The sequence below is a fragment of the Limnobacter olei genome, assembly GCF_029087225.1.
GTDB lineage: Bacteria > Pseudomonadota > Gammaproteobacteria > Burkholderiales > Burkholderiaceae_B > Limnobacter > Limnobacter olei.
In genome coordinates, this window is sequence record NZ_JARFJD010000006.1 from 14,819 (window position 1) to 37,503 (window position 22,685).

Genomic DNA, 22,685 nt, shown 5'->3' on the forward strand with positions numbered 1-22,685 from the left:
GCGAGTGCAATTATTATTGCAAACACAGCCCTATCAAGCAACACATCTTTTCTTGATCACCTTAAAGCCGCATCGGCAAAATCACCATTTGCTGGCCGGCATTGTGCAAACGGCGTTGAAGTTCCAATGCCGCTTGGTTGTGCAACAACCGAGTCAGGACATTTTCATTTTCAAACACCAGTTTGCTGGTGAAGAAAATTGCGTTGGGGTGGTTTTCAGCAACCTCTTTCGCCAGATTCGTCAACTCTTCCACCGCATCGGTTCCAAACGACAAATAACTCTTGGCGCGCAAGCCATGGCTGCGGCAAAAATTCACGAAGTAATTCAAAGAAACTGACGCATCAACACGCATGGCCTCCAGGGCCTCGCGCCCCCCATAAGCCTTGGAGTCCACGGTGCGCGCGTTCATGAACACAAAGTTCTGAAAGTGGTTCGGAAACATGCGTTGCACCCAAAGCAAAGCATGCAAGCCACCCCCGCGGCTATTGCCCACAATGAATACCGCCGTATTGCCATCGGGAATCAACTCGGGTGGCGAGTGTGCCGAGCCATATTGGGCCATGGCAAACACCTCATCAATCTTCGCGATCTTATCCTTGGTGTCCCGGTAGTGGTTGCGCACCCACAAGCACACCAACACCACCACCGTGGTGATCAGCATGGTGATCCATCCACCTTGAAAAAACTGGGTAATGATGGTGCCCAACAAAATGGATGCGGAAACAGCAAAGCCGAGCGAGGCCGACAAAATACCTTTGATGAAACGTTTCTCGTGGCGATTTTTAAGCCAGTAAACGCACAGCCCCAACATGGACAGGCTGAACACAATAAACACATTGATGGAAAACAGCACCACCAACAAGTCCACATTCGCATCGCTTAGGTAAATAGCCACCAAAGCCAAACCACCCATCAGCATGATGCCGTTCTTGGTCACAAAACGGTTGGACAAATAACGAAACTGGTGGGGCAACCAGGAGTCAATCGCCATGGTCGACAACACCCGTGGCCCCACCGCAAATGCCACATGGGCAGCCAACAACAGCACTGCCGTTTCAAGACCCAGCATCACCAGCAAACCCAAAATAACGTAAGGCCAGTCCCAGCCAAGGTCGGTGAATACCCTTTCAAACAGCACACCATTCAAAGCCATGGTGGGTTCAAGGTTCACGTCCCACAGTGAATACAAGGCAGCAAGACTTGCGGCAGCAAAGGCTAGGGCAAAGGCGACATAAGCCAGCATTTTTCTGCGGTTCTCGCTGCTTTGCCTGTACCGGCTTAATTGCACCGTGTCAGAGGCCGCCTCAATGCCGGTGTAGGTGCCACCACCCAGAAAAAAACCCCGTGCAAAAATTGCCAACACTGGCAACCAACCCAAGGTATTTAAATCGGACTCGGTGGTTTCAATGCTGCGCTTGACCACCCCGCCAATGTCCTGAAAGTGATCCGAGAAACCCACCAGAATGAAAACCAGATGAGTTAACAGAAAAGCCACAAACAGGTACTTGAAAGGTTTTAGGTTCAAGTGCCGCCCCTGAATATGGAAATTCATCAAGGCAAGCATCAAGGCCATAGAGACCCACACGCGGTACTCGTAAAAATAGGGAGGCAAAAAGCTGAACATCAAGTGGGTTGATGCGCTAATACCCAAGGCCACCATCAGTACATAATCCACCAGCAGTGCAGCACCAGCGATCAAACCCACTTTTGGGCCAAGCAAATTGGTGGCCATGGCATAGCCGCCACCGCCTTTCGGGAAAAGCTCGGTGACACGGAAATAGGTGAGAGAAACCAAGAGAATTGAAAGGGCTGTCAACAAGCCCAGAAACAAGAGCAAATGGCGCGATTCGCCCAGTGCCTTGAATGATTCTTCGGGGCCGAAAGCCACTGACGCCAAACCACAAGCCCCTACGGCAACCCACGCGTATCTCTCGGAGAAAATATCATCGCGTTCATCCGCCGCAAGGGAGGTTGACGCCGAGCGTGGCACAGCAGATTGTTGACCAAGCGTGGCGTTGGCCTTGCCTGACTTCGGGGGTTGACTCATGCGTACATTGCAGCGCAACAAACAAGTCGAGTATGGTATACCGTCCCCATGAGCAACACAATGCACCTCTCGGCGTTATCATGGCAACTGAGCGAATTTAGATCCATTTACCCAAACACAAACTGCACTCAAAATGACACAAGCTACTGTTGTTTCCACCTCCAAAGCCCCCGCCGCAATCGGCCCGTACAGCCAAGCCATCAAGCTCGGTAACCTCGTATTCACCTCGGGCCAAATTGGCCTGAACCCTGCCACCGGCGACTTGATCGGCCCTGGCACCGAGGAGCAGGCACGCCAGGCATTCAGCAACTTGAAAGCCGTTGCCGAAGAAGCAGGCGGCAGCCTGGCCAACGTCGTGAAATTCACCTTGTTCCTGACCGACCTCAGTGAATTCGCCCAAGTCAACGCCATTATGCAAGAGTACGTGTCTGCCCCATTCCCCGCCCGGTCTACGGTGGGGGTGGCCAGCCTGCCCAAGGGTGCACGTTTTGAAGTTGAAGCCATTTTGTCCCTGTAACAGCCTACTCAAGTCAAACACTTGACCGCAGCAGCCCCCCAACAACCACCCTGCTTCGAGGAGCTGCTGCCGCTGCCCTTGTCTGTTGCAGACGCGGTGGGCAGCCTGCTGACAGCCCCGCACTGGATGGGACTGGCCTTGCACCTGCCACTTCGTTTTGAAGACAAGGCCTCAATCACGGCCATGGACTCACTTCAGCTTGGGCAAAAGGTGAACTTGCTGGCCACCGTGGTTGGCACCGAAGTGCAATACCACCCACGCAAACAACTGCGGGTTTGGGTTGAAGACGGCGACACCAGCTTGCTATTGCGTTGGCTTCATTTCTACCCCGGGCTGCAGCAAAAACTCCGCGAAGGCACCCGAATTCAAATCAGCGGTCAAATCCGGCAGGGCTACGGCACATTCGAGATGGTGCACCCCACCGTGAAAATTGCCCCGCCTGGGACCCTGGATGAAACCGCCAACCAAAAAGCGGCCACGACAAACTCGAATGCCGTACTTGAACCTGTTTATCCCAGCACCGGGCAATTGAAACAAAGCGACTGGCACCGCTGGATGAAAAAGCTGCCGGCAGCCTGTTTCATCGATACCTTGCCCACCAAGCTGTGCAAAAAATACAAGTTGCTATCTTGGCCAACTGCCCTGCAAACCTTGCATGGCCAGGCCAAACCCGAAGAACTCTATGACCTGAACTTGCGCACCCATCCTGCCTGGACACGTGTGAAGGTAGATGAACTTCTGGCCCAACAACTGTTGCTTCGTGAATACCGACAACAGCGCACCCAGGAAAAGGCAAGTCCGCTAAAAGCCTTGAAAACCTCAAAAACCAGCTTGGTCCGGCAGTTCATAGCCCAATTGCCCTTCAAGCTGACAGGGGCTCAGGAACGAGCCTGCCAGGAAATTTTCGAAGACCTCGCCAACCCCTATCCCATGCAACGTTTGCTTCAGGGCGACGTGGGAAGCGGCAAAACACTGGTGGCTGCGCTGGCCTGTTTGCGAACCATCGAGAACGGAAAACAGGCCGCAATTTTGGCGCCCACCGAAGTGTTGGCGGCACAGCACCACCACAAGCTAACGCCATTGTTTGAAGCGGTGGGCGTGCGCTGCGCGAAACTTCAGGGTGCCATGAAAAAAAGTGAAAAAGACCGCACCCTGAGTGCACTTGCTGAGGGAGAAATCGATGTCGTTATCGGTACACATGCCTTGGTTCAAGACCATGTCGAGTTTCATGCATTGGCACTGGTTGTAGTCGATGAACAGCACCGCTTCGGCGTGGCCCAACGCCTGTCACTGATTGCCAAGGCAAGTAATGGGCACTTGGCCCACCAACTCATGATGAGTGCAACACCCATTCCACGTACACTGGCGCAAACTTATTTATCCGACCTTGCGGTGTCCAACCTGGATGAAAAACCACCCGGCAGAAAACCCATCATCACCAAACTTTTTTCCCAGAAAAAACGGGAGCAACTCATTTCAGCCATTGAAGGTGAAATTGACAAAGGCCAGCAAGTGTATTGGGTGTGCCCACTGATCGAAGAAAGCGAAACACTCGACCTACAGGCGGCACAAGCCACCTACACCGACCTGTGCGAACAACTTCCCACTAGGCGAATTGGTCTGCTACACGGCAAACAAGACGCCAAACTGAAGCAAGCCACCATGGCTGCATTTGCAGCAGGTGAACTTGATTTGCTGGTGTCCACTACAGTGATTGAAGTTGGCGTAGACGTGGGCAATGCCAGCCTGATGGTGATTGACCAGGCCGAACGTTTTGGCCTGGCACAGCTTCACCAACTGCGTGGACGCGTGGGGCGAGGCAGCGTGCAAAGCGTGTGCGTGCTGCTCTATGGCGGGCCTTTATCAAACACCTCCAAGTTGCGCTTGAAAGCCATGCATGAAAGCGACGATGGATTTTATCTTGCTGAAAAAGACCTGGAAATTCGAGGTCCTGGCGAATTACTGGGCAAGCGGCAATCGGGTTTGCCGATGATGCGCTACGCCGACCCACTGGTTGACAAAGAGTTACTGGAATTGGCGAGAACCCTGGCTCAACAAATGCCACCAGATGCAGAGAACACACGCCGGCACATACAACGGTGGATTGAAGAAACACCTTGGTGGTTGAGTTAAAAATTAGCTAAAAATGCCCAGATAGGCGTGTGGAAAACAAAAAGCCAGTTCGCAAAGAACTGGCTTTTTGTTTTACCTGGCTATGTTCTAGCTAGGGTATGCTACCAAGGCGAATGACAATAAAATGCTTATTCAGCAGATTGCTTGTTCGCACGGTTGGGCAACTTTTCCTTGATACGTGCGGACTTGCCTGAACGATCACGCAGGTAGTACAGCTTGGCTCGACGAACATCACCACGACGCTTCAATTCGATCTTTTCGATAGAAGGTGAATATAGCTGGAATGTACGTTCTACGCCTTCGCCAGATGAAATCTTACGAACGATAAAAGACGAATTCAAACCACGGTTACGACGGGCGATGACCACACCTTCGTAAGCCTGCAGGCGTGAACGTGTGCCTTCGATTACGCGAACACTTACGATTACGGTGTCGCCGGGGGCGAACTCGGGAATTTCTTTACCCAAGCGAGCAATTTCTTCTTGCTCAAGTTGTTGAATCAAATTCATTGATAGCTCCAAATCATCATTCACGGGCTTTTTTGACTCAATGAATTGAGTATGCACCGCCAGAGGATGAAAACATTAAAAGGTGTCTGCCTGTAAATTCAATACGAGCAATCCACCAACCTAGACCTTCTTGCCAGCGTTGCCTGTTTGATTTTTTGAATCAGAATCAGGGTTGCCCAGCAATTCAGGCCGAAAGCGTTCCGTGTAAACTTTCGCTTGCTCAAAACGCCAACTTTCTATTTTCGCATGATTTCCAGACAAAAGCACGTTCGGAACTGCTTTATTTTCAAAAACTTCCGGGCGAGTGTAGTGTGGACAATCCAGTAAACCCGCCTCAAATGAATCTTGGCTAGCCGACAAGGCATGGTTCAACACATCGGGCAGCAAACGTACCCAAGCGTCAACAAAACAAGCCACAGCCAGCTCGCCACCAGAAAGCACAAAGTCGCCCAAACAGTAAGTTTGCTCAACATACTCGTCGATAAAGCGTTGATCCACGCCCTCGTAACGACCGCACAGTAAAATTGCGCCCGCACCCTGGTCGCTGAAAGCCCGAATATCCGCCTGTTTCAACAACGGGCCATGCGGTGTTAAAAAAATCAAAGGCGCACTGTCACCGCGCGCTTGGCGAATCGCCTTGACGCAACGCACCAAGGGCTCCGCCAGCATCACCATACCCGGGCCACCGCCGTAAGGCCTGTCGTCAACGGTGCGATGGGGGTCATCTGTGAAATCGCGGGGATTCCAGCAGTTCAGTTCAAACAACTGCTTTTTCAAGGCCCTGCCCACCACACCCAACTCAACCAAACTCGGAAACTGGTCAGGAAAAAGGGTGATCACATCAAAGCGAGGGCCTGGCATCAATAATCTTCCTGCCAATCTGCTTGAATCTGTTTGGCCTGCGTGTCCACATTCACAATATATGCGGCCACAAATGGAATCAGCATTTCCTGCTCAGCCTCACCCTTGACAGACAAAATGGGGTGAGCCCCATGGTCAACAACCTGAGTGACTGTGCCCAACACCTTACCTTCCAGATTGCTTACCAGGCATCCGACCAAATCGACCCAGTAATATTCACCTTCAGCGGTTGAGGGAAAGCGTGCGCGAGATACATAAACCCGTCGCCCCTTGAACTGGGCAGCCAGTTCGGGCTGCTCTATGCCCTCAAGGTGCGCGACAATTCGACTGGAGTGTGGCTTGCTTTGCAAAACACGAAATGGCTCAAATACCAGTTCTTCGAACTTCGGCGGTGCCGTGCGACGCACAGCTGCGCCTTCAGAAGCGGGCAAACGTGAAACCCACCATTGCTTGCTTTTCAACAAGACATCCGGCTCTTCAGATGAAGGCAACACATTGACCCAGCCCTTCAGACCGTAGGGTTCACCAATTCGCCCCAGTTCTACCAAATCGTCAGGTACATTCATGCTCGGTGTCCAAAAATGGGCAAACCACAAAACCAAAAGCAAAAGTCCGCGAACGTAGCATCCACGGACTTTGTGTAACAACCTGCTTTTCGACCTGCGTTTGTTCCAAAATTAACCGGATCAAACTCGCCGGTGTTAAAGCTTGCAGTATTAAGCTGCTTGCTTGGCGTTGTATTCACCAACCAGGCGTTCTACTGTAGAAGAGCATTGTGCACCAACGCTTTTCCAGTAGGTCAGGCGATCCATGGCAATGCGCAGGCCTTCAGAGCCGGCAGGGGCTACCGGGTTGTAAAAACCAATGCGCTCGATGAAACGGCCATCGCGACGGTTGCGTGAATCAGCAGCCACCAGGCTATAAAATGGGCGCTTTTTAGAACCACCACGTGCGAGTCGAATGACGACCATAATTTCCTCTATTAAATTAGTGCCTGCAGCACAAGCCTTGGCCACTGCAAACGAATGAATCATTGGGATTTCGACACACGAAATCCGATAACCCGCTATTATAGCCAGCGTAATCCAATCTAACAAGCAGTGTTTTAAAAAATGAATGCATCACCTCAAGAACCCTTCAAATCCAAGCTTTTGTTCTGCTGGCTTGCCTTGCTGACCGGCGCTATTGGCGGTCACTGGATCTACGCTGGCAAAAAACGTTTCTGGTTCTACATGCTGACCTTCCCCCTATCGGCTTTTGCCGGCTGGATAGACACCATGCGCTACGGTCTGATGAAGGACGAACAATTTAATACCCTGCTAAACCCGGAATACCCCGCAGACACGCGGCAAACCACAGGCGCAGTGGTGGCCTCGGTGGCCCTGTCACTGGCTTTTGGAATGACCGCGCTAATGGCCACACTGGCCATGCTGTTTCAATGGTATTTCAGCGGCGTAGTCAGCTGAATTGCGAGTTGAGCACCTAAGTAAAGCCACCTGAACAAGCCACGCAAAAAAAAGCCCGCTAAAAAGCGGGCTTAACAGGGCTTGAGGAGACAGAGACACTTGCTTGGTCGCAAGGCTCGCCCCTGAGGGGAGTATGCGATTCCACAAGCAGTTGGCCTACCCTTAAAACGTGGGGGAACCCCAACGGTTTACAGGCGACTCGGTTCAAGAGGCCGAATCAACCAACATTAATAAGTGTCAAAGTCACCACTTTAGTTTCATGGTTTCAGGTATTTTTTAATCAACCTGCCCACATAGCGCGCCACACCTTGCTCCACGCTGTAAAAACTGCCGGTGTAACCCGCTGCGCGCAAGTTGCTCAAATCAGCTTGGGTATAGCTTTGGTACTTGCCTTTGAGCGCATCCGGAAACTCGATGTACTCAATAAAGCCACCCTTCACCGCCTCTTGTAAACTCAGGGCTGCACTGCCCTGACTTTCACGCAGCGTATTCAAGGTAGTCAGGGCCACATCGTTGAATGTTTGGGCACGCCCTGTACCCAGGTTATACACACCGGAAGGTGCCTTACTGGCCTGCTCGAAGAAATACATATTCACCTTGACCACGTCTTCAATCGAGACAAAATCTCGCTGCTGGCAGCCAGCCTCATAACCACCGTATGGGCCGAATAACTTCACTGAACCTCCCTCCCGAAACTGGTTAAAGTTGTGAAACGCCACTGAAGCCATACGCCCTTTGTGTTGCTCGCGATCGCCATACACATTGAAGTATCGAAAGCCGAATACAGGTGCCTTCAGACCCTGCTTCATTCGGCTGCGCAACACCTGGTCGAACAAAAACTTGGAATAGCCATACACGTTCAGCGGTTTTTCAACCTCACGGTTCTCGACGAATTCCGTGCTGCCACCGTAAACCGCCGCCGATGACGCATAGAGAAATGGAGTACCCGTACGCTGCGCCCACTCAAACAAGGTTTGGGTGTATCGAAAATTGTTGGCCATCATGTAGTTGCCGTTGTGCTCCATGGTGTCGGAGCAGGCACCTTCATGAAAGATCGCATCGAACTTGCCAAACTCGCCACGCTCAATGCGCGCGAGAAAATCGGCTTTGTCCAGGTAATCAGAAATTTCACAATCCACCAGGTTCAAAAACTTGTCACCTTTGGTCAAGTTGTCTACAGCCAGCACATCGGTAATACCGCGCTCGTTCAGCGCCTTCACCAAATTGCTGCCGATTAAACCAGCAGCACCGGTCACAATCACTTTCATCGTCAAATCCTTTAATTTAGCTCTTCTGGCAATATCACCGCAGTGCCCAATTTACCAACGACCACACCACCGGCCTTGTTGGCCAAGGCCACGCTGTCCGGCAAACTCATTCCTGAACCAACCGCACATGCCAGAGTGGCGATCACCGTGTCGCCAGCGCCCGACACATCAAACACTTCACGGGCCTGCGCGGGCACATGAAAACTCCCGTCAGCTGTAAACAGCGTCATGCCTTCTTCGGAGCGAGTCAGCAACAAAGCACCCAAACTCAGGCGCTCACGCAGGGTTTGCGCTTTTTCAACCAACTGAGCCTCAGTTTTCCAGCTTCCCATCACCTGCTTGAATTCAGACCTGTTCGGCGTAAGAACCGAGGCACCAGCATACTTGCCGTAATCATCCCCCTTGGGATCAACCAAGGTAGTTTTGCCCGCCTTTTTGCACAAGGCAATCATTTCGGCCACATGCTCCAGGCTGCCCTTGCCGTAGTCAGAAAACAGCACCACATCGTGATTGGCGTATTCCTGCTCAAACAACTCCATTTTGGTGGTCAGTTGCTCCGGCGAAGGCCGCTCTTCAAAATCGATTCGCACCAGCTGTTGCTGCCGGGCAATGACGCGTAACTTCACCGTGGTGGGGAAATTCGGATCTTTCAGCAAACGGGAACGTACACCACTTTTCTGGAGCAGGGCCTCCACCGTGTGGCCTGGTTCGTCGTTGCCCACCACGCCCATCAGGCAAAGCTGCGCACCTAGAGAACTGGCGTTGATTGCCACATTGGCTGCACCACCCAAGCGTTCATCTTTGGTACCCACCAGCACCACAGGCACGGGAGCCTCTGGGGAGATACGCTCCACATCCCCAAACCAGTAGCGGTCCAGCATAACATCGCCGACCACTAGAATTTTTGCGTCTTTGAATAGGGACCTGTCGACCATTGTTCAGCCTGTTTTAATGGGTGTGAGCTGGGGTATGTGCTGCCTTCTTGGCAGACACAGGATAGAAATCAAGTTCTTCTGCACGACGCGGCACAATTGAATCCCAATTGGCACAGCCCGGGCATTGCCAGTAAAACTTCTTGGCCTGAAAGCCGCAAGACTGGCAGCGGTAGCGCTCAAGGCGCTGCGTATGTTTGGAAATCAACTCACGTGTCAGACGCAGGTCTTGCATGCGATCATCGTCCAGTTTGCCGCGCAACTGGTGCTCCAGCAACTTGTCCAGGCCCAGCAAGCTGGGGCGGGCACGAACCTGTTCACGCAACAATTCGAATGCCGCAAACGGCCCTTTGGTTTCCTCAACAGCCTGCGCCAATACAAGCAGCAAATCAATTGACGGGTACATGGTGCAATATTCCAGCAATGCTGCAATGCCCTCTTCTTCACGCTCAAGCTTCTTGAATGCAGCCCACATATTTGGCCCGACCAAGGGCAAATACCATGGGTTCTGCCGCTCGGCAGCGCGCCACTGACCAATGGCCTCCTCAAACTGGTTTTGGGTGAAGTAGATATCACCCAGCAACAGGGAGGCTCGCACATTTTGTGCATCAGTCAGCAAAGCATTTTGCAACTCAGCCTTGGCTTTGGGTAAATCTCCCGCATCGATAAACTGAGCTGCCAATTCGCAATAAAAATGCGCAATATCGCCAGCAGGCACGTCCGCGCCATATTCACGAAGCTTGTGGGCTTGCGCGATGGCTTTGTCCCAGGCTTTCTCGAGCTCGTACAACTCCAGCAATTGGCGCGAGGCCTCGGCTTTCATGTCCGAGCCCGACAAACTGTGGAAAGCCTGCTCGGCACGGTCCAGAATACCTGCCCGCAAGAAATCAACACCCAACTCATAGGTGGCTTTTTCCCGGTCTGCAGGGGTAATTTGTTCACGCGTAGTCAAAAACTGGTGCACCCGAATTGCCCGATCAATTTCGCCTTTCTTTCGAAACAGATTGGCCAGCGCAAAATGCAACTCAACGGTGTGCGTGTCGATTGCCGCCACTTCCAGAAAAGCGTCAATCGCCTTGTCAGGCTGCTCGCTGAGCAAGAAATTGACGCCTTTGAAATAAGAGGCAGGTAATTGGCCACGCACTGATGCATCAGAACGTTTTTCGAGTCGGGCAGCCATCCATCCCAAGCTGAATATTAGCGGGACGAGTACCAACCACCAGGTTTCAAATTCCATGGCTTGGGCCTATTGGCAAAGCCGGCATGGGTTCTTCGACAATAACCGGCGTATTGCCTTGTACTTTAAGTTGATTCAACTCGCGCTCAAGACGTTCAGCATTCTTTGTGGCCACAGAGGCTGCACGCTTGGCCTTCAACCAGGAGGGCAGCAAAGAGATCCATGCGAACACAGCGCCCAACAGCAAGGCAAGCAGCAAAGCCACTACCAGTTGAACCTGAATTTCTAACCCAGGCAACCATTTGACGGTCACTAAATCGGTGTTTCGAATGGAGAATGTGAGAACAACAAGGAAGAGTGCAAGTCGCACAACCCAGGCAAGTATTTTCAAGGTGGTCCCCTGTTTGTAGTTGGATCAACGCCGATTCATTCATCGGCGTGATGACTCAGGCTTCACCGAAGAACGATCGAATTAACTCTCTTTCTTGGAGTATAAATCAACTCGCTCACGTAGCTCTTTGCCGGGCTTAAAGTGGGGCACACGCTTTTCAGGCACAACCACCTGTTCACCAGATTTTGGATTTCGACCCACGCGCTGAGGGCGACGGGTCAGTGAGAAACTGCCGAACCCACGAATCTCAATGCGCTGACCTTCGGCCAAAGCTTGAGTCATGGAATCGAGAATGCTTTTGACAGCGAAATCGGTGTCGCGCACAGGCAACTTGGGGAATCGCTTGACCAGCTGATTGATGAGTTCTGATTTTGTCATTGTTCTTGAAATAAAAAGGCGCTTCCCGAATGGGAAGCGCCACTTCTACAGACTGATTACTGGTTGTTACCCAGTTTTGCTTTCAACAACGCGCCCAAGCTGGTTGTACCAGCAGAGCCTGCGCTTTCTTCAGCAATTTTCTTCATGGCTTCATCGGTGTCAACCTGGTCTTTGGCCTTGATGGACAAAGCGATTGAACGGGCCTTGCGGTCCACATTGATTACCATGGCTGTTACAGCATCGCCTTCCTTGTATGCATTGCGAGCGTCTTCAACACGATCGTTGGAGATTTCGGAAGCACGCAGGTAACCTTCAATGTCGTCGCCCAAATCAACAACAACACCTTTGGCATCCACGGATTTAACCGTACCGTTTACCATGCTGCCACGGTCATTGGACGATGCAAATACGGTAAAGGGATCGCCAGACAGCTGCTTGATACCCAAGCTGATGCGCTCGCGTTCCGTGTCGATGGCCAGCACCAAGGCTTCAACTTCGTCACCTTTCTTGAAACGACGCACGGCTTCTTCACCGGTTTCGTTCCATGACAGGTCGGACAGATGCACCAAACCATCGATGCCGCCAGGCAAGCCGATGAACACGCCAAAGTCAGTGATTGACTTGATCGCGCCAGACACTTTGTCGCCTTTCTTGAAGCTGGTAGAGAATTCTTCCCAAGGGTTGGCTGCACATTGCTTCATGCCCAGGCTGATACGACGGCGCTCTTCGTCGATTTCCAGAACCATGACTTCCACTTCATCGCCCAAAGTAACCACTTTCTTGGGGTCTACGTTCTTGTTGGTCCAGTCCATTTCAGAGACGTGTACCAAACCTTCGATGCCTTGCTCAACTTCAACAAATGCGCCGTAATCAGTGATGTTCGTAACCTTTCCGAACAAGCGTGTATCGGCTGGGTAGCGACGTGACAAACCGACCCATGGGTCTTCGCCAAGCTGCTTCACGCCCAAGGACACGCGGTTCTTTTCCTGGTCGAACTTCAATACTTTTGCTTCGATTTCTTCGCCAACAGTCAACACTTCGGACGGGTGACGTACACGGCGCCATGCCAGGTCGGTGATGTGCAACAGGCCGTCGATACCGCCCAGGTCCACGAACGCGCCGTAGTCGGTGATGTTCTTGACGATGCCCTTGACCACAGAACCTTCCTGCAGGTTGGACAGGAGCTTTTCACGCTCTTCACCCATGGTGGCTTCAACCACTGCACGGCGTGACAACACAACGTTGTTGCGCTTGCGATCGAGCTTGATCACCTTGAATTCGAGGGTCTTGCCTTCGAATGGTGTGGTGTCTTTTACGGGGCGCACATCTACCAGTGAACCTGGCAGGAAAGCACGAATGCTGTTGACCATCACGGTCAGGCCGCCCTTCACCTTGCCGGTGATGGTACCTGTGACCAGCTCGCCTGATTCCAGGGCTTGTTCCAGGCTCAGCCATGCGGACAGACGCTTGGCCTTGTCGCGTGACAGCAGTGTTTCGCCGTAGCCGTTTTCCAGGGCTTCGATGGCCACGGAAATGAAGTCACCATCATTGACTTCGATGTTGCCGTGGTCGTCTTTGAATTCTTCGAGGGGGATGTAGCTTTCGGATTTCAGCCCGGCGTTCACAACAACGTAGTTGTAATCAACACGAACAACTTCGGCTGTGATCACTTCACCTGCACGCATTTCTTTGCGGTTCAGGCTTTCTTCAAACATAGCTGCAAAGCTATCTGGGGCTTGGGTAATTTCAGTTGTGGTCATAAATTTGAGATTTAACACGCCACTGCGGGAAGCAAGGCGGAGTTCAAAAACGTGATTCTCGGGATTGAAAACCACGGCGTTCTCTTCTAAAAAACCATCGTCGAAGCTCGGCGAGGTTCATTAAATGAGGGATAGGAGTGTACCAAGAAAGCCTTTGCTGATCAAGCGTTTAAATGCGTTCTTGCGCCCAATTCAAAATGGTTGAGACCACCTGATCAATCGGCATGTTGGAACAATCCAACACCAAGGCATCCTCACAGGGCCTTAGAGGGGCCACAGCACGCTCTGAGTCTCGCTTGTCGCGAGCCATCAGATCGCTATAAATTGCCTGAAAGTCGGCCTTCTGACCCCGCCCTTCAATTTGCCTGACTCGACGTTCAGCCCGCACCTGTGCACTGGCTGTTAAAAACACCTTCAGGAAAGAGTCAGGGAAAACAACAGACCCCATGTCGCGTCCATCGGCCACGAGGCCCGGGGCTTGGCGAAAATCACGTTGGCGCTGCAACAAACCGGCCCGAACCTCCGGCACCACCGCCAGGCGCGAGGCCATTACCCCGGCTTCTTCGGTGCGAATCGCATCGGAGACATTCATACCTTCGAGCAATACGCAGTCGCCGTGAAATTGCACTGGCAAATTGGCCGCCATCGAAATGATGCGTTGCAGATCGTCTGATAAATCAGGATCCAGGCCAGCCTGTGCCACAGCCACCGCCAACACCCGGTAAATTGCCCCACTATCCAGATAATGGTAGCCAAGCCTTCCTGCCACCAAAGCTGCAACAGTCCCCTTGCCCGACGCTGTAGGACCGTCGATCGCGATTACCGGACAGTTGGGAATACTCATAAGCCCTAACCCTTGCACACCGATTGAACCTGCATTCCCAGGGAATTGGCCAAAGCAACAAATCCGGGGAACGAGGTGTCAACTGTCTGCGCACCTTGTATAACCATTGTGCCTCGGGCACGAATGGCCGCCACGCTGAATGACATTGCAATTCGGTGATCGCCCTGTGACTCAATGTTGGTGGCCTTGTAGCGCAAACCGTCGACATGCCCCAAGCCCTGAATAATCATGCCGTCCTCAGTGGGCTCGGCATCAATGCCGCACTTTTGAAGGCCGTGTGCCATTACAGCGATGCGATCAGACTCCTTCACGCGCAACTCCTCAGCGCCGGTCAATACCGTTTGACCAATCGCATTGGCCGCGGCAACAAACAACACCGGAAATTCATCAATCGCCAATGGCACCAGATGCTCCGGGATCTCAATTCCTTTCAAAGATGCGCTGCGAATACGCACATCGGCCACGGGCTCACCCCCTACTTCGGCATGATTGCTCAACTCAATGTCGGCACCCATCAGCTTCAAAATGTCGATGACGCCCGTGCGGGTTGGGTTCAAACCGACGTGCTTCAATGTAATGTCCGCTTTCGGTGCGATCGAGGCGGCCACCATGAAAAAGGCTGCGGACGAAATATCGGATGGCACATCGATTTTGGTGGCTTTCAGCGTTTGTCCACCCTTCACACTGGCACGGGAGCCTTCGGTGATCACTTCAACACCAAATCCACGCAACATTCGCTCGGTATGGTCTCGCGTTACAGCAGGCTCGGTCACTGTGGTGGTACCTTCCGCATACAAACCTGCCAGAAGAACGCAAGACTTCACCTGTGCCGAAGCCATGGGCAATACATAATCAATGGCTTTCAAGGTGGTACGGCCATGAATATGCAGCGGAGGGCGCCCCCCTTCCTGTGCTTCAATTCTCGCACCCATCAACACCAAAGGATCAATGACCCGCTTCATTGGGCGCTTACCCAAGCTTGAATCACCGGTCAGCATGCAATCAAAATCCTGGCCAGCCAATAGTCCTGACATCAAGCGCATAGAGGTACCTGAGTTGCCACAGTCGAGTACTTGGCGCGGTGCCTTCAAGCCATGCATGCCCACACCATGCACCTTCACCTTGCCTTTGTCCGGACCTTCAATGTTGACGCCCAAAGCACGAAAAGCGTTCATGGTCGCGAGTGCATCTTCGCCCTCTAGAAAACCTTCAACTTCGGTGGTGCCTTCAGCAATTGACCCCATCATGATTGAACGATGGGAAATTGATTTGTCGCCGGGCACACGGGCGGATCCCGACATGCTTTCGGTGCTGCTGGCGTGAAATTCGATCAAATTCAGATCTGACATAACAAAGTATCCGTTGAATAATTGGACTGAATTAATTCTGCTTCCAGTGACTGCGGTATTCAGACGCCTGAGAGAGAATGCGTTCAAGTGTGGCACGGTCGCCGTTCTCGATCGCCTTGCGAAGACTCGCAATATTCGCCTCGAAACCGCTTAGCATGCTCAACAAGGCGGCGCTGTTGTTTTGAAAAATATCCGCCCACATTTCAGGCGAGCTGGCGGCAATACGAGTGAAATCCCTGTAACCCGCACCACCCTCTTTCATGAATTCTGCGCCCTTGGGGTGACCCAGCACGCTAGCCACATAGCTGAAGGCCAACAGGTGTGGCAGATGGCTGACTGCACCAAACATTTCGTCATGATCCATGGCATTCATGGTGCTTAACTTGGCACCAATGGCTGCCCAGAAGTTTTCAACTTTTTTCAAGCCCGCCGGGTTGGTTTGTGGCAAGGGGCAAAGTACACAATTCCGCCCTTCAAACAGATTCGCAACCGCTGCGGCGGGGCCATGCGACTCGCCGCCGGCAATTGGATGGGCCAACACAAACCGAGCTTTCAAACCCGGAAATTGCGGCTCAAGTTCATCCAGCATCACGGCCACATCCGACTTGGTACTGCCGGCATCAAAAATCAGGCAATTGGGCGGTAAAGAGGGTAAAAACTGGGTGAGCACCTGTTTGTATTGCCGAACGGGAATGGACAGAACCACCACATCGACATTGCGCACATTCGAATCGCCTGGACCGGCAATGCACTCATCAACAATTCCCAACTTCAGGGCTTCGTGAGCAGTTTCAAGCTTGCGCGAATAACCCAGCACGTGCCCTGCCAAACCCTTTTTTTTGGCAGCCAGACAAATTGAGCCACCAATCAAACCCACGCCAATGGCAAGCATGCGGTTGAAAATTGTTCCCTTGGCCATCACGAAGCCTGCAAGCTGGCCAGCGCTTTGGGCAAGGCCACCAAAAAGGCTTCGTTTTCATGAGGCAGGCCAATAGACACACGCAACCATTGCGGCAAACCATAGCCATTGACTGGGCGAACAATAACGCCCAAACGCTGAAGAGCGTCGAACACCTTCATGCCCGCGTCATCCGTATTTCCCGCTTTGAACAACACAAAATTGCCATAAGAAGGCACGTACTCTAAACCGAGAAACTTCAAGCCACTTTCGATTTGCTCAAGCCCTTTGAGATTCACCTCATAGGTTTGCTGCAGGAATTCTGCATCATCGATTGCCGCCTCTGCCGCAGCAAGTGCCAATGAATTGACATTGAAGGGCTGGCGAACGCGGTTCATCAAATCAGCCACCTCGACACTGGACACCGCATAGCCCACACGCAAACCAGCCAAGCCGTAGGCCTTGGAGAAACTGCGCGACACCAGCAAATTGGGGAACTGTGAAACCCACTGCGTAGAGTCGTACTGATCCTCGGGTTTCAGAAATTCGTTGTAGGCCTCATCAAGCACAACCAGGACATGCGATGGCACCTGCTTCAAAAAGGCAAGCAACTTTTCCTGGGGCAAAAAAGTACCTGTGGGGTTGTTGGGGTTGGCGATGAAAACCACATGGGTTTGTGAATCGATTGCATTCAAAAACCCATCGAGATCGTGGGTAAAACGCACCGCAGGAACCACCTTCGACTCGGCACCACAGCCCTGAGTAGCAAGGGGGTAAACCGCAAAAGCATACTGTGAAAAAACGGCATTGGTGCCCTGCGTAAGAAAGGCTTTTGCTGCCAACTCCAACACATCGTTCGAACCATTGCCCAAGGTAATTTGTTCGGGTTTCACGCCATGACGAGCGGCCAATTTCGCTTTCAAGGCAAAACCATTTGCATCGGGATAACGGCCCAGATCCATCGCAGCCTGTGCAATAGCTGCCTTGGCTTTTTCACCCAGCCCCAGTGGATTTTCATTGGAAGCAAGTTTGACCACCGTATTCGGATCGAGGCCCAATTCACGGACCACATCGGACACTGGCTTGCCAGCCTTGTAAGGGGCAATGGCACGAATGAATTCAGGAGATTGCTCGGTCAGTTTTTGCATGGTGCTGCTTTCAGTTGCGTTGTGCTGCCGGGTATGAACCCAGCACTTTCAAAAAGGATGCATTTTTTCTCAATTGATCCAGGGCCTTGGCCACGGCAGGCTCAGTTTGATGACCTTGCAAATCAATAAAGAAATAGTATTCCCAGCGTCCGTTGCGTGCAGGTCGAGACTCCAGTCGGGTCAAGGACACATTCTCGGCATTAAACGGTTCCAACATTTTGTAAACAGCCCCGGGTTGATTGGGCACTGAGGCAACCAAACTTGTTTTGTCCTGCCCGGAAGGCCCTGTAATTTGATTGCCCAAGACCAGGAAACGAGTGGTGTTGTGCGCATCGTCCTGGATATGCTCTTGAAATGCCTTCAAGCCATAACGCTCGCGCGCCGCTTGGCCTGCAATGGCTGCCACTTTTGCATTTTCGCTGGCCATTTGCGCAGCGACACCGTTGCTGGCCACGGTTTCTTGTTGAATATGCGGTGCGTACTGCGAAAGCCAACCACGGCACTGGGCCAACGCCTGCGGGTGCGCACAAATTTTCTCAATACCGTCCAGTGAGCCGGTTTGACACAACAACTGATGGTGAATAGCCAATTGCACTTCACCACACACCAACGCGCTTGACTCCACCAGCGCGTCCAGCGTGCGAGCAATCGACCCTTCTGTCGAGTTTTCAACAGGCACCACTGCAAAATCAACTTGCTGGGCTTGCAACTGGCGAAATGCTTCTTCAATCGTGTCAACAGGCTCAGCCTGAACGCAATGCCCAAAGAATGACCACACCGCCTGTTCGCTGTAGGTGCCCAAAGGACCGAGGAACGCCACATGTACCTCGCGCTCCAGGGAGCGGCAAACCGACATGATCTCTTTGAACAAAGTGTTGACGTGTTGGGCGTTCAAAGGTCCGCTGTTGGCCGCATTCAGTTTGTCGAGCACCTGCGCCTCGCGCTCGGGGCGCATGACCGGGGCATCGGTTTTTGCTTTCACATGGCCGATGGACTGGGCCAAGCTTGCTCGCTTGTTCAGCAGCACCAGCATTTGCTGATCGATTTCGTCGATTTGGTCACGAAACTTCAACAACTCGGCGTTGATATCCGGGGTATTCATCAAGCCTCCGTTTTCTCGAAATCGCGCATGAAATCTACCAAAGCTTTCACGCCCTCAAGGGGCATCGCGTTGTAGATCGAGGCCCGCATGCCGCCCACCGATTTGTGCCCTTTAAGTTGCACCAAACCGTGTTCTGCGGCCTTGCTCAAAAAACTGGAATTCAGCGCTTCGTCAGCCAGTGTAAATGGCACATTCATGCGGGAACGGTCTTGCCGGCGAACTGGGCAATTGTACAAATCGCTGTTGTCGATGGTGTCGTACAACAAGGCTGATTTTTCTTGGGCTTGCGCTTGTGCCCATGGAACACCGCCCTTCTCGATCAACCATTCAAACACCAAACCGGCAATGTAAATTGAATAGGTGGGCGGGGTGTTGTACATGGAACCGTTTTCAGCCACGGTCCCAAAGGCAAATGCTGAAGGACAAATTGACAAGGCCCGATTGAGCAATGCTTTGTCGATGATGACGATTGTGACACCAGCCGGGCCCACATTTTTTTGCGCGCCACCGTAAATCAAACCATATTGAGTCACATCAAGCGTTTTCGACAAAATGTTTGAGGACATGTCAGCCACCACCGGGCAGTCTAGCTGACCAGCCAGGGCTTCAATTTGTCCGTTGAATTCGACACCACTGATGGTTTCATTGTCGCAGTAGTGCAGATAGGCCATTTGCTGACCATTCACACGGTCAAGCAGGGCCGCGCACTCAGGTACGTAACACGCCGCTGCGGTGTTGGCCAGGGCGTTCGCGTTGTCGAGCACCACACGGGCTAGTCCGTACTTCGAAAATTCCTTGGTGGTCTTTTTCGACCAAGCACCGGTATTGACGAATGCGGCTTGCTCAAACCCTTGAAGCAAATTCATGGGCACAATTGCATTCATGCCAACAGCACCACCCTGCATGAACAGCACGTCGTGCGTGTCAGGCACATTCAACAGCTTGCGAAAGTCATTGCGGGTTTTCTCGAAAATTCGGGTGTATTCAGGGCTGCGATGGCTCATCTCCATTACAGACAAACCCTTGCCCTGCCAATCCAGCATTTCCTCGGCCGCCCGACGCAAGACCGACTCAGGCAAGGCTGCCGGACCTGCTGAAAAATTCCAAACTCTAGACATGCTCGCCCTGTGCAATCAACCGTTTATTACTCTTCTGTGGCAGCGGGCGCGTCGGGAGAATCCCCCTCTCCCACCTCACCAAGATCCTCAGCATCTGACTCAACAATGCGCTGCAATCCTGAAAGCCATGTACCCTCGTCCACGCTGATCAAAGTGACGCCCTGTGTTGCACGACCCATTTCACGAATTTCTGATACCCGAGTTCGAACCAGCACACCACCGGTGGTGATCAACATGATTTCATCCGTTGGGTTGACGAGCACCGCAGAAACGACTTTGCCATTGCGCTCCGAAGTTTGAATCGCGATCATGCCTTTGGTACCGCGACCATGTCGGGTGTACTCGGAAACTGGCGTGCGCTTTCCAAAACCGTTCTCGGTGGCGGTGAGCACGGACTGCTGTTCACTTTCTGCCACCAGCATGGCAATGACTCGCTGCCCTTCTTCAAGATTCATGCCGCGAACACCACGTGCATTGCGACCCATGGCGCGCACATCATTTTCATCGAAACGGACTGCCTTGCCGGAATCGCTGAACAACATGACATCGTTGGTGCCGTTGGTCATCGCTGCACCAATCAAGAAGTCACCTTCATCCAAATTCACGGCAATAATGCCGCGCTTCATGGGCCTTGAAAAATCGCTCAGCTTTGATTTTTTAACTGTACCCAGGCTGGTGGCCATGAACACATACTTGTCGTCATCTTCAAAACTTTTTACCGGCAACACCGCAGTGATTTTTTCACCCTCAGCCAAGGGGAACATATTGATGATTGGGCGACCACGTGAGGTGCGCGAACCTTGAGGCACTTCATACACCTTGAGCCAATACACGCGACCTGCGTTACTGAAGTACAAAATCGTGTCATGGGTGTTGGCCACAAACAGGTAATCAATCCAGTCGTCGTCTTTGGTGGTGGCCGCCTGTTTCCCGCGTCCACCGCGTTTTTGAGCCCGGTATTCGGTCAGTGGCTGACTCTTGATGTAGCCGGAATGGGACAAGGTAACCACCATGTCTTGCGGGGTGATCAGATCTTCGGTGCCCAGTTCGGTGGCGTTGAATTCGATCATTGAGCGACGTTCGTCAGCAAACTCGTTGCCAATCGACGTCAGTTCATCTTTGATGATCTGGTTGATGCGCTCTGGCTTGGACAAAATGTCGAGCAGGTCAGCAATCTGATCGATCACTTCTTTGTACTCATTCAAAATTTTGTCTTGCTCAAGGCCCGTCAAGCGCTGCAAACGCATGTTCAGAATTTCCTGCGCCTGCACTTCGCTCAAGCGGTACATACCATCGTCCTGCAATCCCAGGCGGGCTGGCAAACCTTCGGGGCGGAAGGCTTTTGCACCACCCGAATCGCCCAGTTCCGTACGCGACAACATTTCGCGAACGATGGAGGAATCCCAACTTTTCGCAACCAAATCGGCTTTCGCCACGGGGGGTGTGGGCGCGGCCTTGATGATTGCAATGAATTCGTCAATATTGGCCAAGGCCACAGCCAAGCCTTCTAAGACGTGGCCGCGGTCCCGGGCCTTGCGCAATTCAAACACGGTGCGGCGGGTGATGACCTCTCGACGATGACGCAGGAAATAGAAAATGAGGTCGCGCAAGTTCAACAAACGGGGTTGGCCATCAACTAGCGCGACCATGTTGATACCGAAGGTGTCCTGAAGCTGGGTGTTCTTGTAGAGGTTATTCAAAATAACCTCGGGCACCTCGCCACGCTTCAGTTCGATCACGACGCGAATACCATCTTTGTCGGACTCGTCACGGATGTCAGAAATACCTTCAATCTTCTTTTCAGACACCAGCTCGGCGATCCGCTCAAGCAGTGATTTCTTGTTCACCTGATAAGGCAACTCATCCACGATAATGGATTGGCGGTTACCTTTGTCCAGATCTTCAAAATGGGTTTTTGCCCGCATGACCACACGGCCGCGCCCGGTTCGATAGCCTTCGCGCACGCCCTGAATACCGTAAATAATGCCCGCAGTGGGGAAATCTGGCGCGGGAATCAACTCGATTAGATCGTCAACCGTGCACTCCGGAGCGTCAATCGCATAAAGGCAGGCAGCAACCACTTCTTTCAGGTTATGGGGGGGCATGTTGGTGGCCATGCCCACCGCGATGCCTGACGAACCATTGACCAACAAATTGGGCAGCCGGGCAGGAAGTACCTTGGGCTCGCGTTCGCTGCCATCGTAGTTAGGGCCGAAGTCAACTGTTTCCTTGTCGATGTCCAGCAGCATTTCCTGGGCAATCTTGGCAAGACGAATTTCGGTGTAACGCATCGCCGCTGCGTTGTCGCCGTCGATTGAGCCGAAGTTACCTTGACCATCGACCAGCATGTAACGCAATGAAAAATCTTGTGCCATACGCACGATGGTGTCGTAAACCGCAGAATCACCGTGTGGGTGGTACTTACCGATTACGTCACCCACAATGCGGGCCGATTTCTTGTAGGCTCGATTCCAGTCATTGTTCAACTCATGCATCGCAAACAGCACACGGCGATGCACCGGCTTTAAGCCATCACGCACATCCGGCAGGGCTCGCCCAACGATTACGCTCATGGCGTAGTCGAGGTACGACCTGCGCATCTCCTCTTCAAGGCTGATCGGGAGCGTTTCTTTTGCGAATGAATCCATGTTTCTTCTTGTGTTGAATTATTTGACTGAAGGAATAACAATCTAGGACGCTGCCGGTAATGGCTGCGTCACATCCCTGGCGCTACACTTGCAAGCTTTCGATTGTATCAGCCAAAATCGCTGAAACTGGGCGCAATGG

General features: G+C 52.4%; 21 protein-coding genes. 3 read left to right on the forward strand and 18 right to left on the reverse strand.

What is annotated here, in order from left to right:
- Positions 1–61 precede the first annotated feature (61 nt).
- Positions 62–2,047: an APC family permease gene (locus tag PY990_RS04865; protein WP_275270654.1), complete on the reverse strand. Its 1,986-nt coding sequence runs from the start codon at positions 2,045–2,047 to the stop codon at positions 62–64.
- 133 nt (positions 2,048–2,180) lie between these two features.
- Between PY990_RS04865 and PY990_RS04870 the strand changes: the two genes are divergently transcribed.
- Together PY990_RS04870 and recG are read left to right on the forward strand one after the other, a co-directional pair.
- Positions 2,181–2,564, forward strand: coding sequence for a RidA family protein (locus tag PY990_RS04870; RefSeq protein ID WP_275270655.1), 384 nt, complete (start codon positions 2,181–2,183; stop codon positions 2,562–2,564).
- A 21-nt stretch (positions 2,565–2,585) separates the two neighbouring features.
- Entirely contained in the window at positions 2,586–4,697 is a 2,112-nt protein-coding gene (gene recG / locus PY990_RS04875; protein WP_275270656.1) for an ATP-dependent DNA helicase RecG, read from the forward strand.
- 128 nt (positions 4,698–4,825) lie between these two features.
- Here recG and rplS read toward each other — a convergent pair whose 3' ends face one another.
- The 4 genes from rplS to rpsP form a co-directional block, all read right to left on the reverse strand.
- The gene (gene rplS / locus PY990_RS04880) at positions 4,826–5,206 is read right to left on the reverse strand and encodes a 50S ribosomal protein L19 (RefSeq protein ID WP_275270657.1); all 381 of its coding nucleotides are present in this window, start codon (positions 5,204–5,206) and stop codon (positions 4,826–4,828) included.
- 120 nt (positions 5,207–5,326) lie between these two features.
- Entirely contained in the window at positions 5,327–6,067 is a 741-nt protein-coding gene (trmD, locus tag PY990_RS04885; RefSeq protein ID WP_275270658.1) for a tRNA (guanosine(37)-N1)-methyltransferase TrmD, read from the reverse strand.
- A complete protein-coding gene (gene rimM / locus PY990_RS04890) occupies positions 6,067–6,633 on the reverse strand; it encodes a ribosome maturation factor RimM (protein WP_275270659.1) in 567 nt (188 codons plus the stop codon). The genes trmD and rimM overlap by 1 nt, the downstream gene beginning before the upstream one ends.
- A 150-nt stretch (positions 6,634–6,783) precedes the next feature.
- The gene (gene rpsP / locus PY990_RS04895; protein ID WP_105029926.1) at positions 6,784–7,038 is read right to left on the reverse strand and encodes a 30S ribosomal protein S16; all 255 of its coding nucleotides are present in this window, start codon (positions 7,036–7,038) and stop codon (positions 6,784–6,786) included.
- A 141-nt stretch (positions 7,039–7,179) separates the two neighbouring features.
- On the opposite strand from rpsP, the gene PY990_RS04900 reads away from it, so the two are divergent.
- On the forward strand, positions 7,180–7,533 hold the full coding sequence (locus PY990_RS04900) for a TM2 domain-containing protein (protein ID WP_275270660.1): 354 nt from the start codon (positions 7,180–7,182) through the stop codon (positions 7,531–7,533).
- Positions 7,534–7,790: 257 nt separating this feature from the next.
- On the opposite strand, the gene rfaD is transcribed toward PY990_RS04900, so the two are convergent.
- From rfaD to gyrA, 13 genes are all read right to left on the reverse strand, one after another.
- Positions 7,791–8,801: an ADP-glyceromanno-heptose 6-epimerase gene (gene rfaD / locus PY990_RS04905; RefSeq protein WP_275270661.1), complete on the reverse strand. Its 1,011-nt coding sequence runs from the start codon at positions 8,799–8,801 to the stop codon at positions 7,791–7,793.
- Between the two features lie 11 nt (positions 8,802–8,812).
- The gene (gene rfaE1, locus PY990_RS04910; RefSeq protein WP_275270662.1) at positions 8,813–9,736 is read right to left on the reverse strand and encodes a D-glycero-beta-D-manno-heptose-7-phosphate kinase; all 924 of its coding nucleotides are present in this window, start codon (positions 9,734–9,736) and stop codon (positions 8,813–8,815) included.
- Between the two features lie 13 nt (positions 9,737–9,749).
- Positions 9,750–10,970 (reverse strand): lipopolysaccharide assembly protein LapB, encoded by a 1,221-nt coding sequence (lapB, locus tag PY990_RS04915; RefSeq protein WP_275270663.1) that lies wholly within the window; start codon positions 10,968–10,970, stop codon positions 9,750–9,752.
- Positions 10,960–11,301 carry a lipopolysaccharide assembly protein LapA domain-containing protein gene (locus PY990_RS04920; protein ID WP_275270664.1) on the reverse strand — a complete coding sequence of 114 codons (342 nt, stop codon included), beginning with the start codon at positions 11,299–11,301 and terminating at the stop codon, positions 10,960–10,962. The genes lapB and PY990_RS04920 overlap by 11 nt, the downstream gene beginning before the upstream one ends.
- A gap of 81 nt (positions 11,302–11,382) precedes the next feature.
- Positions 11,383–11,691: an integration host factor subunit beta gene (locus tag PY990_RS04925; protein WP_255411449.1), complete on the reverse strand. Its 309-nt coding sequence runs from the start codon at positions 11,689–11,691 to the stop codon at positions 11,383–11,385.
- Positions 11,692–11,735: 44 nt separating this feature from the next.
- Entirely contained in the window at positions 11,736–13,439 is a 1,704-nt protein-coding gene (rpsA, locus tag PY990_RS04930) for a 30S ribosomal protein S1 (protein WP_105029927.1), read from the reverse strand.
- A 169-nt stretch (positions 13,440–13,608) separates the two neighbouring features.
- Positions 13,609–14,283 carry a (d)CMP kinase gene (cmk, locus tag PY990_RS04935; protein ID WP_275270665.1) on the reverse strand — a complete coding sequence of 225 codons (675 nt, stop codon included), beginning with the start codon at positions 14,281–14,283 and terminating at the stop codon, positions 13,609–13,611.
- A gap of 5 nt (positions 14,284–14,288) precedes the next feature.
- Positions 14,289–15,632 carry a 3-phosphoshikimate 1-carboxyvinyltransferase gene (gene aroA / locus PY990_RS04940; RefSeq protein ID WP_275270666.1) on the reverse strand — a complete coding sequence of 448 codons (1,344 nt, stop codon included), beginning with the start codon at positions 15,630–15,632 and terminating at the stop codon, positions 14,289–14,291.
- Between the two features lie 31 nt (positions 15,633–15,663).
- Positions 15,664–16,551, reverse strand: a complete 888-nt coding sequence (locus PY990_RS04945; RefSeq protein WP_275270667.1) for a prephenate dehydrogenase — start codon at positions 16,549–16,551, stop codon at positions 15,664–15,666.
- Positions 16,551–17,678 carry a histidinol-phosphate transaminase gene (gene hisC / locus PY990_RS04950; protein ID WP_275270668.1) on the reverse strand — a complete coding sequence of 376 codons (1,128 nt, stop codon included), beginning with the start codon at positions 17,676–17,678 and terminating at the stop codon, positions 16,551–16,553. The genes PY990_RS04945 and hisC overlap by 1 nt, the downstream gene beginning before the upstream one ends.
- 10 nt (positions 17,679–17,688) lie before the next feature.
- Complete coding sequence (pheA, locus tag PY990_RS04955) at positions 17,689–18,780, reverse strand: prephenate dehydratase (RefSeq protein ID WP_275270669.1); 1,092 nt, start codon at positions 18,778–18,780, stop codon at positions 17,689–17,691.
- The gene (gene serC / locus PY990_RS04960) at positions 18,780–19,898 is read right to left on the reverse strand and encodes a 3-phosphoserine/phosphohydroxythreonine transaminase (protein WP_275270670.1); all 1,119 of its coding nucleotides are present in this window, start codon (positions 19,896–19,898) and stop codon (positions 18,780–18,782) included. The genes pheA and serC overlap by 1 nt, the downstream gene beginning before the upstream one ends.
- Before the next feature lie 26 nt (positions 19,899–19,924).
- Positions 19,925–22,546 carry a DNA gyrase subunit A gene (gene gyrA, locus PY990_RS04965; protein WP_275270671.1) on the reverse strand — a complete coding sequence of 874 codons (2,622 nt, stop codon included), beginning with the start codon at positions 22,544–22,546 and terminating at the stop codon, positions 19,925–19,927.
- Between the last annotated feature and the right edge of the window lie 139 nt (positions 22,547–22,685).

Excerpts from the sequence above, each read along its gene's own strand:
- PY990_RS04865 (WP_275270654.1), bottom strand. The coding sequence starts at position 2,047 with ATGAGTCAACCCCCGAAGTCAGGCAAGGCCAACGCCACGCTTGGTCAA.
- PY990_RS04870 (WP_275270655.1), top strand. The coding sequence starts at position 2,181 with ATGACACAAGCTACTGTTGTTTCCACCTCCAAAGCCCCCGCCGCAATC.
- rplS (WP_275270657.1), bottom strand. The coding sequence starts at position 5,206 with ATGAATTTGATTCAACAACTTGAGCAAGAAGAAATTGCTCGCTTGGGT.
- trmD (WP_275270658.1), bottom strand. The coding sequence starts at position 6,067 with ATGCCAGGCCCTCGCTTTGATGTGATCACCCTTTTTCCTGACCAGTTT.
- rimM (WP_275270659.1), bottom strand. The coding sequence starts at position 6,633 with ATGAATGTACCTGACGATTTGGTAGAACTGGGGCGAATTGGTGAACCC.
- rpsP (WP_105029926.1), bottom strand. The coding sequence starts at position 7,038 with ATGGTCGTCATTCGACTCGCACGTGGTGGTTCTAAAAAGCGCCCATTT.
- PY990_RS04900 (WP_275270660.1), top strand. The coding sequence starts at position 7,180 with ATGAATGCATCACCTCAAGAACCCTTCAAATCCAAGCTTTTGTTCTGC.
- rfaD (WP_275270661.1), bottom strand. The coding sequence starts at position 8,801 with ATGAAAGTGATTGTGACCGGTGCTGCTGGTTTAATCGGCAGCAATTTG.
- rfaE1 (WP_275270662.1), bottom strand. The coding sequence starts at position 9,736 with ATGGTCGACAGGTCCCTATTCAAAGACGCAAAAATTCTAGTGGTCGGC.
- lapB (WP_275270663.1), bottom strand. The coding sequence starts at position 10,970 with ATGGAATTTGAAACCTGGTGGTTGGTACTCGTCCCGCTAATATTCAGC.
- rpsA (WP_105029927.1), bottom strand. The coding sequence starts at position 13,439 with ATGACCACAACTGAAATTACCCAAGCCCCAGATAGCTTTGCAGCTATG.
- cmk (WP_275270665.1), bottom strand. The coding sequence starts at position 14,283 with ATGAGTATTCCCAACTGTCCGGTAATCGCGATCGACGGTCCTACAGCG.
- aroA (WP_275270666.1), bottom strand. The coding sequence starts at position 15,632 with ATGTCAGATCTGAATTTGATCGAATTTCACGCCAGCAGCACCGAAAGC.
- PY990_RS04945 (WP_275270667.1), bottom strand. The coding sequence starts at position 16,551 with ATGGCCAAGGGAACAATTTTCAACCGCATGCTTGCCATTGGCGTGGGT.
- hisC (WP_275270668.1), bottom strand. The coding sequence starts at position 17,678 with ATGCAAAAACTGACCGAGCAATCTCCTGAATTCATTCGTGCCATTGCC.
- pheA (WP_275270669.1), bottom strand. The coding sequence starts at position 18,780 with ATGAATACCCCGGATATCAACGCCGAGTTGTTGAAGTTTCGTGACCAA.
- serC (WP_275270670.1), bottom strand. The coding sequence starts at position 19,898 with ATGTCTAGAGTTTGGAATTTTTCAGCAGGTCCGGCAGCCTTGCCTGAG.
- gyrA (WP_275270671.1), bottom strand. The coding sequence starts at position 22,546 with ATGGATTCATTCGCAAAAGAAACGCTCCCGATCAGCCTTGAAGAGGAG.